We start from the raw sequence: 15,352 nt of genomic DNA, 5'->3' as shown, positions 1-15,352 counted from the left end.
GCGCATCGGGCTGGCATTTTGAGTGCGGGGTGTACACAATGAAACAGAGGGCTATGCCACCGCTTCAACTTCGATGGGCACAATAACGCTGGCATGATTGCCTTTTGGCCCGAGGTGTACATCAAACTGAACGGCTTGTCCGGCTTTCAGCGTTCTGTAACCATCCATCTGAATGGTGGAGTAATGCGCGAAGATGTCTTCGCCGCCGCCTTCAGGGCAGATAAAACCAAACCCTTTGGCGTTGTTAAACCACTTAACTGTACCCGTTTCCATGCTTCGACATCCTTCGTAAATCTTATTGAGTTAGATGTAATGAACCGGTGGTGAAGTGGGGGCTGTTCAAAACCTCGCCAACTCACGCCTGTACAATTTAGATAAACCAAAGGCAGCGTCAAGCATTTGCCGGGGCAGGGAGGGGAAAAATGCGTCAAAATTTGAAGCAGTTAACGCTATTGACGGGTATTGTGACAGACATCGCGGATGGCAATAATAGATGTGAGTTATCTGACATCTGAGGTAGATTCAGGTTATGTATAGCCTCCAGTCAGCATCAGAACCGCGACCGGAGAGCGTAAACGAAGATGACGACTGACAATGGGTAAGACGAACGACTGGCTCGATTTCGACAAGCTGGCGGAAGATAAAGTGCGCGACGCGCTAAAACCGCCATCTATGTATAAAGTTATGTTAATGAACGATGACTACACGCCGATGGAATTTGTTATTGACGTGCTACAAAAGTTCTTTTCTTATGATGTAGAACGTGCAACGCAACTGATGCTTACCGTTCACTATCATGGCAAAGCCATCTGCGGTGTTTTTACTGCAGAAGTCGCAGAGACGAAGGTGGCGATGGTGAACCAGTATGCGAGGGAGAACGAGCATCCGTTGCTGTGTACGCTGGAAAAAGCCTGAATAAGGCAATGAAAATTGGGGGAGGTGCCTATGCTCAATCAAGAACTGGAACTCAGTTTAAACATGGCTTTCGCCAGAGCGCGTGAGCACCGACATGAGTTTATGACGGTCGAGCACTTGCTGCTTGCACTGCTCAGCAATCCATCCGCCCGCGAAGCGCTTGAAGCCTGCTCCGTGGACCTGGTGGCGCTGCGTCAGGAACTTGAAGCCTTCATCGAACAGACCACACCTGTACTGCCCGTCAGTGAAGAGGAGCGCGACACCCAGCCGACGCTCAGCTTCCAGCGTGTACTCCAGCGTGCGGTATTTCACGTCCAGTCCTCCGGACGTAGCGAAGTCACCGGTGCCAACGTGCTGGTTGCCATCTTCAGCGAGCAGGAGTCGCAAGCCGCCTACCTGCTGCGCAAACACGAAGTCAGCCGCCTCGATGTGGTGAACTTCATCTCTCACGGAACGCGAAAAGACGAGCCGAATCAGGCATCGGATTCCGGCCATCAGGCCAACAGCGAAGAGCAAGCAGGCGGGGAGGAACGTATGGAAAACTTCACCACCAATCTTAACCAGCTTGCCCGCGTCGGCGGTATTGACCCGCTGATTGGCCGCGAAAAAGAGCTGGAACGGGCGATTCAGGTCCTGTGCCGCCGCCGCAAGAACAACCCGCTGTTGGTGGGTGAATCGGGCGTCGGTAAAACGGCGATTGCCGAAGGGCTGGCCTGGCGCATCGTGCAGGGCGACGTTCCGGAAGTGATCGCCGATTGCACCATCTACTCGCTGGATATCGGTTCCCTGCTGGCCGGGACCAAATACCGTGGTGATTTTGAAAAACGTTTCAAAGCGCTGCTGAAACAGCTGGAGCAGGATACCAACAGCATCCTGTTTATCGACGAGATCCATACCATCATCGGCGCCGGTGCGGCATCGGGTGGCCAGGTGGATGCGGCCAACCTGATCAAACCGCTGCTCTCCAGCGGTAAGATCCGGGTGATTGGCTCGACCACCTACCAGGAGTTCAGCAATATTTTCGAAAAAGACCGCGCCCTGGCGCGTCGCTTCCAGAAAATCGACATTACTGAACCGTCGGTGGAAGAAACAGTCCAGATCATCAACGGCCTGAAACCGAAGTACGAAGCGCACCACGACGTGCGTTATACCGCCAAAGCGGTGCGTGCGGCGGTGGAGCTGGCGGTGAAATACATCAACGACCGTCATCTGCCGGATAAAGCGATTGACGTGATCGACGAAGCGGGCGCGCGTGCGCGTCTGATGCCAGTCAGCAAGCGCAAGAAAACGGTCAACGTGGCGGATATCGAATCCGTGGTGGCCCGCATCGCGCGTATCCCTGAGAAGAGCGTTTCTCAGAGCGACCGCGATACGCTGAAAAACCTCGGCGATCGCCTGAAAATGCTGGTCTTTGGTCAGGATAAAGCCATCGAGGCCTTAACCGAAGCCATTAAGATGGCCCGCGCCGGGCTGGGGCATGACCATAAACCTGTCGGTTCCTTCCTGTTCGCCGGTCCAACCGGGGTGGGGAAAACCGAGGTGACGGTTCAGCTCTCCAAAGCGCTGGGCATTGAGCTGCTGCGTTTTGATATGTCCGAGTATATGGAGCGTCACACCGTCAGTCGTCTGATCGGTGCGCCTCCGGGCTATGTCGGCTTTGACCAGGGCGGCCTGCTCACCGATGCGGTGATCAAGCATCCGCACTCGGTTCTGCTGCTCGATGAGATCGAGAAAGCGCACCCGGACGTCTTTAACCTGCTGCTGCAGGTGATGGATAACGGGACGCTGACCGACAACAACGGGCGCAAGGCGGACTTCCGTAACGTGGTGATGGTGATGACCACCAACGCCGGGGTGCGTGAAACCGAGCGTAAATCCATCGGCCTGATCCACCAGGATAACAGCACCGATGCGATGGAAGAGATCAAGAAGGTCTTTACGCCGGAGTTCCGTAACCGTCTGGACAACATTATCTGGTTCGATCACCTGTCTACCGAGGTGATCCATCAGGTGGTGGATAAGTTCATCGTCGAGCTGCAGGTACAGCTGGATCAGAAAGGGGTCTCCCTGGAAGTGAGTCAGGAAGCCCGCGACTGGCTGGCTGAGAAAGGCTACGATCGTGCGATGGGTGCGCGTCCGATGGCGCGAGTCATCCAGGACAACCTGAAGAAACCGTTGGCTAACGAGCTGCTGTTTGGTTCGCTGGTGGATGGGGGGCAGGTGACCGTGGCGCTGGATCAGGCGAAGAACGAGCTGACGTATGACTTCCAGAGTGCGGCGAAGCATAAGCCGGAAGCGGCTCACTAGATAAAAGCAAAAAGGCAACTTCGGTTGCCTTTTTTTATGTCTGTGAACATGTAGCTTTGGTGGTGGTTCCGTTCACTTTACGTTCTGTATTTCTCTGTTAAACACGTCACCCGTGAACGTGCTAAGGGGGCTCGCCGCCACCCCCTTAGCAATCCCGGCTCCCGGCAAAGAAAATCGCCGCTTCGCGGTGCCCTCAGCTTATTCCTTCAGGCTTTCGGGTCGGGCACCAGCCTGCATCCCTGCAGGCTATGCCCTCTCGGCGCGTCCATGCGCCTCGCCCCGGCCTTACGGAAACGCTTCGGCGATTTTCAGCCGGACCGTGCCATCGCTGTAGTTACCGAACCAATCTTTTACTCTGTCATCGCTGCAAGCTCGATCGGTTCCCTCTCCCTTGAGGGAGAGGGTTAGGGTGAGGGGGAACCGCACACACGTTCGTCAAAATTTTGCGAGGCGTTATCCAGAATTTAAACAGGGATATTGCTGGATAAAACCCCAGTAATAGAATGGCGATGCACCTGCAAAATCAGGTGCCAGGATTGGCGTCCTGACCAAACCTCGGAAATGATGTTGCATGCGCAACTATCAGCGGTTTCGTTCACTCTTTTGAAAGCTGCGGATATAATCCGTACGTTCATATTATGGTGGGCTGGGCCTGGGCTTCTCTGAAGCGCCGATTTTTCCGAGGGTAGTCGGTACGCCAACCTGGTTCAGTCCACCGCCTGAGTTGGCGTTCGGGTGGTCAGCAAAAAATTACTTTCGGAGATTATGATTATGGAAAATTACAGCATCACCCAGCTTTATAGCGAACTCGAACTCAGCACTCCCGATCTCTCCACGCTCGCCGCGCGCTGCAACCTGCTCACCGAAATCCTGGTCGATTGCAATTCGCTGCCGCAGACGCAGCCCGTCTGCCGCTGTCTTGCGGCATACCTGGACGCATTCAGAAGTGAGCTGGAAAAATCGATGACCGATTTCCGCGTGCTGGATGAGGATGAGATACCGCCAGCACACAAACAGGAGTGGCTGCTGGACAGCACCGAAGCCCAGTGCGATTACTGCCGGGCGTTAAACCATGTGCTGCTGGTGTCGCATTTTGACCGCGAAATGCTGCCGCATCTCACCGGCCTGCTGCATGAGATCAGCCATGCGATGCTGGCCGATCTGACGGTGGTGCGTGTCCACTGACGCTACGCATAAAAAAAGGCCGGGATAACCCGGCCTTTAGTATTCTCTCTACGCCATTCGCGGCGAAAAACTCTTAGCGACTACGGAAGACAATGCGGCCTTTGCTCAGGTCGTACGGGGTCAGCTCGACAGTCACTTTGTCGCCCGTCAGAATACGGATATAGTTCTTACGCATTTTACCGGAGATATGCGCGGTAACGACGTGACCGTTTTCCAGTTCTACGCGAAACATGGTGTTAGGCAACGTTTCAAGAACGGTACCCTGCATTTCAATATTGTCTTCTTTGGCCATCTAATCCTCTGGGGTATCACTACCAAGTTTTGAACCGGCAAGATAATGCCGAAATTCATCAATTAAGTAAAGATTTGTGCGTTTAAAACGCAGCAAAGCAGTTTCAGCGTATTACCCGGACGTCACGGTTCGACCGTACGAAAAGCGCATACGTAAAGGGGAGGTGGCAGGATAAACGATAGGGCGTTATCGGATGCGAACTATTCCCAAACGGCGGCGGGGCAACAGGCAGAACCTACTCTGCGGCAGAATTATAGCACCTTGAGGAAAAATATGCGGAAAACATTTATCTCTGGGGCGTAAATAACGTGCCGGGGACCCAGAAATTCTGCGGTAATTTCTGCATGCGCAGCGTTGCCAGCTGCGCCAGATATTCATGGCGGGAGATCTCAACCGCACCCAGCGAGGCGGTATGCTCGTTCAGCACCTGACAATCCATCAACTGGCCGCCGTTGCGGGTAAAGCGTTCGCAGAAAACCAGCAGCGCGGTTTTGGAGGCATTCACCGCGCGGCTGAACATCGACTCGCCGCAAAACAGGGTGCCCTGCGCCACGCCGTACATTCCGCCCACCAGCTCGTCCTTATCCCACACCTCAATCGAGTGGGCGTAACCCAGCTCGTGCAGGCGGTGATAGGCGGTGATCACCTCAGGGGTGATCCATGTCCCTTCAAAGCGGTCGGCGGCGCACCCCTCGATCACCTGACCAAACGCGTGATTGAGGGTGACGCGATAGGGGGAGCGGGCGTGAAAGCGCTTCATGCTGCGGCTGATATGAAACTGCGCGGGCCACAGAACGGCGCGGGGGTCGGGTGACCACCATAAGATCGGATCGCCGGGTGAAAACCACGGAAAAATCCCCCGCTGGTAGGCCATTAACAGACGCGACGGGCTCAGATCGCCACCCAGGGCCAGCAAACCATTAGGTTCGCGCAGCGCCCCTTCCGGAGAAGGGAACGCAAGAGAATGACGTGAGAGCTGGACCAGGCGCATGACAACAAAACTCCAGTACGCGAAGTGGGGATCGGTTCAAATATAGACTACAGACGCTGTTTGAACTGGTAGTAGCGACCCTGTTTTGCCAACAGTTCTGCGTGACTACCTTGCTCAATAATCTGTCCGTTGTCCATCACAATAATTTGATCGAAATCCACCAGACCGCGCAGGCGATGCGTCACCATCAGCACCGTTTTGCCCTGCATCTCTTTTTCCAGTAAATCAAGGATTTGCCGCTCTGTTGTGGCGTCAAGCCCCTCGGTAGGTTCGTCCAGTAACATCAGGGGCGCATCGTGCAGCAGCGCGCGCGCAATTGCCAGGCGACGCAGTTCCCCGCCGGAGAGCTGACGACCCCCTTCACCGAGCCAGCTGTTCAGCCCCTCGTCTTCCAGCAGCTTGTGCAGACCCACCTTTTCCAGCATCGCGGTTAATAGATCATCGCCAGTGCCGGGGGCGGCTAACAGCAGGTTATCCCGCAGGGTAGCGCTGAAAAGATGGACCCGCTGCGGCACCATGCTTACCGTTTTACGCAGCGCGGGCTCGCTCATCTCTGACACAGGGGTGTCGTTGAACAGGATCTGGCCCTGAGCCGGATCCCAGGCCCGGGTCAGGAGTTGCAGCAGGGTCGACTTCCCGCAGCCGGTGCGACCCAGCACCGCAACGTGTGCGCCTGCGGGGATGGTCAGGTTAATGTGGTCCAGCGCCAGTTGCGCCTGGCCTTCATACGCAAAGCTGACATCCGCCAGGCGGAGGGCCAGGTGCTCAGGCACCTCGGACGGGGTGGTGCTGAATTTTACTTCCGGTTGCTGGCCGGTGATCTGGGTGATGCGCAGCGCGGAGGCCACCACCTGGCCCAGATGCTGAAAGGCTCCGGTCACCGGCGCCAGCGCTTCAAACGCCGCCAGCGCACAGAAGACAAACAGCGCAATGAGCGGGCCCGGCTGGGTGTTACCGCCCACGCCGCCGGAAGCCAACCACAGCATCGCCATCACGGCGATCCCGCCAATCAACAGCATCAACGCCTGGGACAGAGCCGTCAGCTCCGACTGTTTGCGCTGGGCTTCGTGCCAGTTCAGCTCGGTATTTTCCATCTGCGCCCGGTAGCGACGGCTGGCGCCAAAAATCGTCAGCTCTGCCTGACCCTGCAGCCAGCCCGTCAGCTGCTGGCGATATTCGCCGCGCAGACGGGTCAGGTTTTCACCGGTCGGCTTCCCGGCGCGGTAAAACAGCGGCGGCAGCAGAAACAGCGTCAGAATCATGATCCCGCCGAGCACCAGAGCGATGTTGACGTCCAGCAGGCTCAGCCCGAGTGTAACAACCACAATCACCACCAGCGCCCCTACCAGCGGGGAGATAACGCGCAGGTAAAGATGATCGAGGGTATCGACATCCGCGACGACGCGGTTCAGCAGTTCACCCTGGCGATAGCGCGCCAGCCCGGCAGGGGAGAGGGGCAGCAGCTTGCTGAAGGTGGTGACGCGCAGGTGCTGCAGCACGCGGAAGGTGGCGTCATGGCTGACCAGACGCTCGAAGTAGCGCCCGGCGGTGCGGGTGATGGCCGTGCCGCGCACCCCCGCAGCAGGTAGCATATAGTTGAAGCTGTACAGCCCGGCAAACCCGGCGACCGCGGAGGCAGAGAGGAACCAGCCCGAAAGGGTTAACAGGCCGATACTGGCCAGCAGGGTAACGATCGCCAGCACCACGCCAAGGATCAGCATCCATTTGTGGCGCATATAGAGCGCCAGATAAGGCAGTAAAGCGCGCATCAGATCTCCTCCTGACGGTTCGCCAGCAGAGCCGCAAACGGCCCCTGTGCCGCTGCGAGCGTGGCGTAATCGCCCTGCTCGACAAGCTGTCCGTTGTCCATGACCCAGATCTGATCCCAGTGGGCAATGCCCTCCAACTGGTGGGTCACCATCAGCGTAGTTTGCTGCTGCGAGGCGGCATCCAGGGCCAGCATCACACGCTGTTCGCTGTGCGCATCCAGGCTGGCAGCGGGTTCATCCAGGAGTAAAAGCTGGCAGGGGTTGAGCAGGGCGCGGGCCACGGCGATACGCTGTGCCTGACCGACGGACAGCCCCGCCGACTGATCGCCGACAATCGTATCTACCCCGTTTGGCAGCAGGGGCAGGAATTCACTCACCCAGGCGCGATCGAGCACCGACTGCAGCTCTTCGTCGCTGGCATCCGGGCGCGCCAGCAGCACGTTTTCTCGCAGCGTGGCTGCCGGAAGCTGCGGGTTCTGACCCACCCAGCTTAAATGGGTGCGCCATTCATCAGGATCGAGCGCAGAGAGTTCGGCCTGGTTGATGCGCAGCGAGCCGCTGTAAGCCATAAAACCGGATAGGGCATTCAGGAGTGAGCTCTTGCCCGAGCCGCTGGTGCCCACCAGCACCACCCGCTGACCAGCCGCGAGGCTGAAGTTTAATGGCCCCGCCAGCACCTTGCCCTCCGGCGACAGCACGCAGAAATCTTCTGCGTCAATGCTAACCGGTTTGCTGGTGCTCAGGGTCACGTCCCCGCGCTGCGGATGGGCCAGCGGCGTTTCGAGGAACGTTTTCAGGCTATCTGCCGCGCCCACGGCCTGGGCCTTCGCATGATAGAAGGTGCCCAGATCGCGCAGCGGCTGGAAGAACTCCGGCGCCAGAATCAGCGTCAGGAAGCCCGCCGAGAGGGTCACGGCAGTGCCGTAATGTCCAAAATCGAGGGCGCCCAGGTAGGAAAAACCAAAATAGACGGCGACCAGCGCAATCGACAGGGAGGTAAAGAACTCGAGCACCCCGGAGGATAAGAACGCCAGGCGCAACACCTCCATGGTGCGCTGACGGAAGTCCTGAGAAGCGTGGCGGATGTTGTCGGTTTCGGCTTCACCGCGACCAAAAATACGCAGCGTTTCCATGCCGCGCAGGCGGTCGAGGAAGTGACCGCTGAGACGACCCAGGGCCAGGAAGTTACGGCGGTTGGCATCGGCGGCACCCATGCCGACCATCGCCATAAATAGCGGGATCAGCGGGGCGGTGCCCAGCAGGATCAGCGCCGCAACCCAGTTATACGGGAAAATCGCGAGCACGATCAGCACGGGAACGAATACGGCCAGCGCCATCTGCGGCAGATAGCGGGCGTAGTAGTCATGCATATCGTCGATTTGCTCGAGGATAAGCGTTGCCCAACTACCGGCGGGTTTACCCTGAATCCAGGCGGGGCCGGCTTCCTGCAATCTGTCGAGCACCTGACGGCGAATTTCGTAGCGAATATTCTGCCCGGCGTGAAAACCCACGCGCTCACGCAGCCAGACGACCCAGGCACGCAGAATAAAGACCAGAATCAGCACAATGAAAGGCAGTAACAACGCCTCGCGTGGGATGTTTTCCATGATCATATGGTTAAGAATGCGGGCCAGCAGCCATGCCTGACCGACAATCAACACGCCGCTGATAAACCCTAAAAGACGGGAAATATTCAGCCAGCGGCGGGAAAGAACGCTTTGCTGTTTAAGCCAGCGTGTTAACTCTTGTTGACGGGTTTTTTCCATTGCGTGCTTTGCAGGTGATGTTATTAGGTATTGGGCACGGCAATGTTACATCGCAGAGACAATAAAGGCGACTTATCGCCGCCTTTTTTACGTTTGTTGCTGATTTGTAAAAATTATTTACTCTGATCGGCCAGTCCGTCGAGATAACGTTCTGCATCCAGCGCCGCCATACAACCGGTGCCCGCAGAGGTGATCGCCTGACGATAAATGTGGTCCATCACGTCGCCCGCAGCGAACACGCCCGGGATGCTGGTCTGGGTCGCATTGCCGTGGATCCCGGACTGCACTTTGATGTAGCCGTTCTCCAGTTCCAGCTGACCGTCGAAGATCGCGGTATTCGGGCTGTGGCCGATGGCTACAAACAGACCCGCGACTTCCAGTGTTTCGACGTTATCAGTGTTGCGGGTATCGCGGATACGCAGACCGGCCACACCCATCTGATCGCCGGTCACTTCTTCCAGGGTGCGGTGGGTGTGCAGCACGATATTGCCGCTGGCCACTTTGTCCATCAGACGCTTGATCAGGATTTTTTCCGCGCGGAAGGTATCACGGCGGTGAATGAGGTGCACTTCAGAGGCGATATTCGCCAGGTACAGTGCCTCTTCCACAGCGGTGTTGCCGCCGCCGATGACCGCGACCTTCTGGTTGCGATAGAAGAAACCGTCGCAGGTGGCGCAGGCGGAAACGCCGCGGCCTTTGAAGGCTTCTTCAGACGGCAGGCCCAGATAACGGGCAGAGGCGCCGGTCGCAATGATTAGCGCGTCGCAGGTGTACTCCGCGTTGTCACCGGTAAGACGGAACGGACGGTTTTGCAGATCGACCTTGTTGATGTGGTCAAAAATGATTTCAGTATCAAATTTGGTGGCATGCTCGTGCATACGCTCCATCAGCAGCGGTCCGGTCAGGCCTTCAGGATCGCCAGGCCAGTTTTCCACTTCGGTAGTGGTAGTCAGCTGACCGCCTTTTTCCATGCCCGTAATCAGTACCGGTTGCAGGTTAGCGCGAGCAGCGTAGACCGCAGCGGTGTATCCCGCAGGTCCGGAACCAAGGATGAGAAGTTTACTGTGTTTGGCCGTGCCCATGAGAACCCCATTGTTGTTGGCAGACATTTTCCCGGATTGTAGGGAATTTATGGCCGTAAAAAAAGGGCGCAGCGATTTTGTTAACGATATGTGTAATAGAAATCGCCAATCAACGGCGGGGCAGGGAAAGTGATTTTATAACAATTACCATGGCTAATCGCTCGAAACGACGGCGATAAAATGAGGATTAATCGCCGGACGTAATGAATATCCGGCATGTTGTACTAAAAATCGATGTTTTGCTTTGACAATCCCCTGCGCTTTTGCGAAAACATTCAAGGAAGAAAAAAAACGGTCTTTGTGTAACGCATAGTCATGCACAAAATCACCATTTTTACCGGGTCAGCGAAATCTACGCATGGTGTGGACAGATGCCATACGTGATGTTGATGGCCGCCTCTGGGCAACGGTCTTCATACCACATAAACCCCAATCGAATCGCGCAAACTATAAAACAGGCGATGCGATTAACCGCGGGGAAAGACTCTGAACAGTGAAGTGCACAGGGTCCTGGCAGGAGTTAGGGAAGGAATACAGAGAGACAATAATAATGGTAGATAGCAAGAAGCGCCCTGGCAAAGATCTCGACCGTATCGATCGTAACATTCTTAATGAATTGCAAAAGGATGGGCGTATTTCCAACGTCGAGCTTTCAAAACGTGTGGGACTTTCCCCGACGCCATGCCTCGAGCGTGTGCGCCGACTGGAAAGACAGGGTTTTATTCAGGGCTATACAGCGCTGCTGAACCCGCATTATCTGGATGCCTCACTTCTGGTATTTGTTGAGATTACTCTGAATCGTGGTGCGCCGGATGTGTTTGAGCAGTTCAATTCCGCCGTACAAAAACTGGAAGAAATTCAAGAGTGTCATCTGGTTTCCGGTGATTTCGACTACCTGTTGAAAACCCGCGTACCTGATATGTCTGCATACCGTAAGCTGCTGGGCGAAACCCTGCTGCGACTGCCTGGCGTGAACGACACCCGTACCTACGTGGTAATGGAAGAAGTCAAACAGAGCAATCGTCTGGTTATTAAGACGCGCTAACACGGAACAGGTGCATTATCAGCGTACTTTGATTACACTCCTGGTAATCCATACAGCAACAGTGTCGGGCCTCCCGGCACTGTTGTCCGTTTAGCACTCAGGCAGGAATTGCCTGATACCTGGAGAGCCTGTTTTGAGCCAGGAATATACCGAAGACAAAGAAGTCAATTTAACCAAGCTCAGCAGTGGGCGCCGACTCCTTGAGGCGTTACTGATCCTTGTTGCTCTTTTTGCCGTCTGGTTGATGGCAGCCTTACTCAGTTTCAATCCCTCCGATCCCAGCTGGTCACAGACCGCATGGCACGAGCCTATCCATAATTTAGGCGGCGTACCGGGCGCCTGGCTGGCGGATACGCTGTTCTTTATCTTTGGCGTGATGGCCTACACCCTTCCTGTCATCATTATTGGTGGTTGTTGGTTTGCCTGGCGCCATCGCCAGAACGATGACTACATCGACTATTTTGCCGTTTCGCTGCGCCTGATTGGTGCGCTGGCGCTGATCCTCACCTCCTGCGGTCTGGCGTCCATTAACGCCGATGACATCTGGTACTTTGCCTCCGGCGGGGTGATTGGCAGCCTGCTGAGTACCGCGCTGCAGCCGATGCTGCACAGCAGCGGTGGCACCATCGCGCTGCTCTGCGTCTGGGGCGCAGGGCTGACGCTGTTTACCGGCTGGTCATGGGTCAGCATTGCTGAAAAAATTGGCAGCGTGATCCTGAATATCCTGACCTTTGCCAGCAACCGTACCCGTCGCGATGACACCTGGGTCGACGAAGAGTACGAAGACGATGACTACGACGACGTTGAGCCGAGCCCCGCGCGTCGTGAATCCCGCCGCGCACGCATTATGCGTGGCGCGCTGGCGCGCCGTAAGCGCATGGCCGAGAAGTTCGCGAATCCATTAGGTTGCAAGACGGATGCAGCCTTGTTCTCCGGGAAACGGATGGACGACGAAGAGGTGGCATACAGCGCCCGCGGCGTGGCCGCCGATCCGGATGATGTCCTGTTCTCCGGCAATCGTGCGCTGGCCTCCGACTATGATGAGTACGATCCGCTGCTCAACGGTCACTCGGTGGCTGAGCCGCTTGCCGCCGCTGCCGCAGCGACCACCGCCACTCAGGCCTTTGCTGCCCCGGTTGATCCGGTGACCCCGCCAACGCCATCGATGCCGGATGCCCATCTGCAGCCGCCTGCGGTTGAATGGCAAGCGGAACCCGCAGCGCCAGCCGCGCCGATCTATGCGGAGCCACAACCTTATGCCGCCGTCGCGCCGCAGGAGCAGTGGCAGCCGCCTTATCAACCTGAACCGGTGTACGCGCAGCCGCAGTACGAACAACCGCAGCATGTGCAACCGCAGTACGAGCAGCCTCAGTACGAGCAGCCTCAATACGAGCAGCCACAGCAGTATGAACCGCAGCAGGCCGTCTATCAGCCTGAGCCGGTCGTCGAGGCGCCGCCGGTTGAAGAGGTGAAACCGACCCGTCCGCCGCTTTACTACTTCGAAGAAGTGGAAGAGAAACGTGCCCGTGAGCGCGAGCAGCTTGCGGCCTGGTATCAGCCAGTGCCCGAGGCGGTACAAGAACCTGCCCCGGTAAAACCTGCTGAGATCCCGTCTGTACCGGTTCCGGCCGTAGAGCCTGCATCCGTTGTCGCACCGGTGGCGGCAAGCGTGCAGCAGGCAACAGCCGCAGGAGCCGCTGCGGCCAGCGCTGCAGCACCATTATTCAGCCTGGCGACCAGTGGCGCACCGCGTCCACAGGTAAAAGAGGGCATTGGTCCACAGCTGCCGCGTCCTAACCGCGTACGCGTTCCAACCCGCCGTGAACTGGCCTCGTATGGCATCAAGCTGCCTTCTCAGCGAATGGCGGAAGAGGAAGCACGTAAAGCCGGGAGTCAGCAGTATGATGACGACCAGTATGACGATGATGCCGATGAAATGCAGCAGGATGAGCTGGCTCGCCAGTTCGCCCAGCAACAACAGCAGCGTTATGGCGAGGAGTACCAGCCTGAGCCACAGCAATATCAGGCCCAGGACAACGAAGATGATGCCGCCGAGGCGGAGCTGGCTCGCCAGTTTGCTGCCACGCAGCAGCAGCGTTACGCCGGGGAACAACCGACAGGGGCGAACCCGTTCTCGCTGGCGGATTTTGAATTCTCACCGATGAAAGATCTGGTGGATGATACGCCGAGTGAACCGCTGTTCACGCCAGGGGTAATGCCGGAAGCCGAGCCGCCGCGCCAGGCGTTCACGCCGCCGCAGCCTGCACAGCCGCAGCAGTACGCGCAGCCACAACAGCCTGCACAGCCGCAGCAGTATGCGCAGCCTCAGCAGCCTGTACAGCCGCAGCAATATGCGCAACCTCAGCAGCCTGTACAGCCGCAGCAATACGCGCAACCTCAGCAGCCTGCACAGCAGCAGCCTGCGGTTCAGCCTCCACCGCAGCAGCAGAGCCTGATCCATCCGTTACTGATGCGTAACGGTGACAGCCGTCCGCTGCAAAGACCGACCACGCCGCTGCCGTCATTTGACCTGCTAACACCGCCGCCAACGGAAGTCGAGCCGGTTGATACCTTCGCCCTGGATCAGATGGCGCGCCTGGTTGAACTCCGCCTGGCCGACTTCCGTATTAAAGCGGATGTGGTGAATTATTCACCGGGCCCGGTGATCACCCGTTTTGAGCTGAATCTGGCCCCGGGTGTGAAAGCCGCGCGTATTTCCAACCTCTCCCGCGACCTGGCGCGTTCGCTGTCCACCGTGGCCGTGCGCGTGGTCGAGGTTATTCCGGGCAAACCTTATGTTGGCCTGGAGCTGCCGAACAAAAAACGTCAGACCGTTTACCTGCGCGAAGTGCTGGATCACGCTAAATTCCGCGATAACCCGTCGCCGCTGAGCGTGGTGCTGGGTAAAGACATCGCCGGCGAACCGGTGGTGGCCGATCTGGCCAAAATGCCGCACCTGCTGGTGGCAGGTACCACAGGCTCCGGTAAGTCTGTCGGCGTGAACGCCATGATCCTCAGCATCCTGTATAAAGCGCAGCCGGAAGATGTGCGCTTCATCATGATCGACCCGAAAATGCTGGAACTGTCGGTATACGAAGGTATTCCGCATCTGCTGACCGAAGTCGTGACCGACATGAAAGATGCCGCCAACGCCCTGCGCTGGAGCGTCAACGAGATGGAGCGCCGCTACAAGCTGATGTCCGCGCTGGGCGTGCGTAACCTCGCGGGTTATAACGAGATCATCGCCGAAGCGGCGAAGATGGGACGTCCAATCCCGGATCCGTACTGGAAGCCGGGCGACAGCATGGATGCCGAGCATCCGGTGCTGGAAAAACTGCCGTACATCGTGGTGCTGGTAGACGAGTTTGCCGACCTGATGATGACCGTCGGTAAGAAGGTGGAAGAGCTGATCGCCCGTCTGGCGCAGAAAGCGCGTGCAGCGGGCATCCACCTGGTGCTGGCGACCCAGCGTCCGTCGGTGGATGTGATCACCGGCCTGATTAAGGCCAACATCCCGACCCGTATCGCCTTTACCGTGTCGAGCAAAATCGACTCCCGTACCATTCTCGACCAGGGGGGCGCGGAATCGCTGCTCGGTATGGGGGATATGCTTTACTCCGGCCCGAACTCCACCTCTCCGGTGCGTGTCCATGGTGCCTTTGTGCGTGACCAGGAAGTGCATGCCGTGGTGCAGGACTGGAAAGCGCGCGGTCGTCCGCAGTATGTCGATGGCATCACCTCTGACAGCGAAAGCGAAGGCGGCGGTGGTGGCGGCGCGGATAGCGGTGAAGAGCTCGATCCACTGTTCGATCAGGCAGTTAACTTCGTCACCGAGAAACGCAAAGCCTCCATCTCCGGGGTTCAGCGCCAGTTCCGTATCGGCTACAACCGCGCGGCGCGTATCATTGAGCAGATGGAAGCCCAGGGCATCGTCAGCGAGCAGGGGCACAACGGCAACCGTGAAGTACTGGCCCCGCCGCCGTTTGAATAATGCCCCCTC

11 protein-coding genes and 1 pseudogene are annotated in these 15,352 nt (G+C 57.4%); 5 read left to right on the top strand and 7 right to left on the bottom strand.

Going from position 1 to position 15,352, the window contains the following annotated elements:
• Positions 1–51: 51 nt before the first annotated feature.
• Positions 52–273, bottom strand: a complete 222-nt coding sequence (gene cspD / locus LG383_RS11600) for a cold shock-like protein CspD (protein ID WP_225759171.1) — start codon at positions 271–273, stop codon at positions 52–54.
• A 321-nt stretch (positions 274–594) separates the two neighbouring features.
• On the opposite strand from cspD, the gene clpS reads away from it, so the two are divergent.
• The 3 genes from clpS to LG383_RS11585 all read left to right on the top strand — a co-directional run bounded on the left by clpS (position 595) and on the right by LG383_RS11585 (position 4,407).
• Positions 595–915 (top strand): ATP-dependent Clp protease adapter ClpS, encoded by a 321-nt coding sequence (gene clpS, locus LG383_RS11595; RefSeq protein WP_032617325.1) that lies wholly within the window; start codon positions 595–597, stop codon positions 913–915.
• Between the two features lie 30 nt (positions 916–945).
• Positions 946–3,222, top strand: a complete 2,277-nt coding sequence (gene clpA / locus LG383_RS11590; RefSeq protein WP_225759170.1) for an ATP-dependent Clp protease ATP-binding subunit ClpA — start codon at positions 946–948, stop codon at positions 3,220–3,222.
• A gap of 765 nt (positions 3,223–3,987) precedes the next feature.
• Positions 3,988–4,407: a hypothetical protein gene (locus tag LG383_RS11585; RefSeq protein WP_106992819.1), complete on the top strand. Its 420-nt coding sequence runs from the start codon at positions 3,988–3,990 to the stop codon at positions 4,405–4,407.
• Positions 4,408–4,480: 73 nt separating this feature from the next.
• On the opposite strand, the gene infA is transcribed toward LG383_RS11585, so the two are convergent.
• From infA to trxB, 6 genes and pseudogenes are all read right to left on the bottom strand, one after another.
• Positions 4,481–4,699 (bottom strand): translation initiation factor IF-1, encoded by a 219-nt coding sequence (gene infA / locus LG383_RS11580; RefSeq protein WP_001040187.1) that lies wholly within the window; start codon positions 4,697–4,699, stop codon positions 4,481–4,483.
• Positions 4,627–4,812, bottom strand: a pseudogene (locus tag LG383_RS11575) (hypothetical protein); the annotation flags it as partial. The gene infA and the pseudogene LG383_RS11575, both read right to left, overlap by 73 nt.
• A 173-nt stretch (positions 4,813–4,985) precedes the next feature.
• Positions 4,986–5,690, bottom strand: coding sequence for a leucyl/phenylalanyl-tRNA--protein transferase (gene aat / locus LG383_RS11570; protein WP_225759169.1), 705 nt, complete (start codon positions 5,688–5,690; stop codon positions 4,986–4,988).
• A 47-nt stretch (positions 5,691–5,737) separates the two neighbouring features.
• Positions 5,738–7,459 carry a cysteine/glutathione ABC transporter ATP-binding protein/permease CydC gene (gene cydC, locus LG383_RS11565; RefSeq protein WP_225759168.1) on the bottom strand — a complete coding sequence of 574 codons (1,722 nt, stop codon included), beginning with the start codon at positions 7,457–7,459 and terminating at the stop codon, positions 5,738–5,740.
• Positions 7,459–9,225: a cysteine/glutathione ABC transporter permease/ATP-binding protein CydD gene (gene cydD / locus LG383_RS11560; protein WP_225759167.1), complete on the bottom strand. Its 1,767-nt coding sequence runs from the start codon at positions 9,223–9,225 to the stop codon at positions 7,459–7,461. Before cydD ends, cydC begins: the two co-directional genes overlap by 1 nt.
• A gap of 113 nt (positions 9,226–9,338) precedes the next feature.
• Complete coding sequence (gene trxB / locus LG383_RS11555) at positions 9,339–10,307, bottom strand: thioredoxin-disulfide reductase (protein ID WP_106992567.1); 969 nt, start codon at positions 10,305–10,307, stop codon at positions 9,339–9,341.
• 550 nt (positions 10,308–10,857) lie between these two features.
• On the opposite strand from trxB, the gene lrp reads away from it, so the two are divergent.
• Complete coding sequence (gene lrp / locus LG383_RS11550; protein WP_002439523.1) at positions 10,858–11,352, top strand: leucine-responsive transcriptional regulator Lrp; 495 nt, start codon at positions 10,858–10,860, stop codon at positions 11,350–11,352.
• A 133-nt stretch (positions 11,353–11,485) separates the two neighbouring features.
• Positions 11,486–15,343: a DNA translocase FtsK gene (gene ftsK, locus LG383_RS11545; protein ID WP_225759166.1), complete on the top strand. Its 3,858-nt coding sequence runs from the start codon at positions 11,486–11,488 to the stop codon at positions 15,341–15,343.
• Positions 15,344–15,352 lie beyond the last annotated feature (9 nt).

The organism is Leclercia sp. Marseille-Q4284 (genome assembly GCF_916618945.1).
GTDB classification, from domain to species: domain Bacteria; phylum Pseudomonadota; class Gammaproteobacteria; order Enterobacterales; family Enterobacteriaceae; genus Enterobacter; species Enterobacter tamurae.
Note: the sequence above shows the minus strand (reverse complement) of the source record. Positions and strands in the feature narration are given on the sequence as shown.

Excerpts from the sequence above, each read along its gene's own strand:
- infA (WP_001040187.1), bottom strand. The coding sequence starts at position 4,699 with ATGGCCAAAGAAGACAATATTGAAATGCAGGGTACCGTTCTTGAAACG.
- cydD (WP_225759167.1), bottom strand. The coding sequence starts at position 9,225 with ATGGAAAAAACCCGTCAACAAGAGTTAACACGCTGGCTTAAACAGCAA.
- cspD (WP_225759171.1), bottom strand. The coding sequence starts at position 273 with ATGGAAACGGGTACAGTTAAGTGGTTTAACAACGCCAAAGGGTTTGGT.
- clpA (WP_225759170.1), top strand. The coding sequence starts at position 946 with ATGCTCAATCAAGAACTGGAACTCAGTTTAAACATGGCTTTCGCCAGA.
- aat (WP_225759169.1), bottom strand. The coding sequence starts at position 5,690 with ATGCGCCTGGTCCAGCTCTCACGTCATTCTCTTGCGTTCCCTTCTCCG.
- clpS (WP_032617325.1), top strand. The coding sequence starts at position 595 with ATGGGTAAGACGAACGACTGGCTCGATTTCGACAAGCTGGCGGAAGAT.
- lrp (WP_002439523.1), top strand. The coding sequence starts at position 10,858 with ATGGTAGATAGCAAGAAGCGCCCTGGCAAAGATCTCGACCGTATCGAT.
- cydC (WP_225759168.1), bottom strand. The coding sequence starts at position 7,459 with ATGCGCGCTTTACTGCCTTATCTGGCGCTCTATATGCGCCACAAATGG.
- LG383_RS11585 (WP_106992819.1), top strand. The coding sequence starts at position 3,988 with ATGATTATGGAAAATTACAGCATCACCCAGCTTTATAGCGAACTCGAA.
- trxB (WP_106992567.1), bottom strand. The coding sequence starts at position 10,307 with ATGGGCACGGCCAAACACAGTAAACTTCTCATCCTTGGTTCCGGACCT.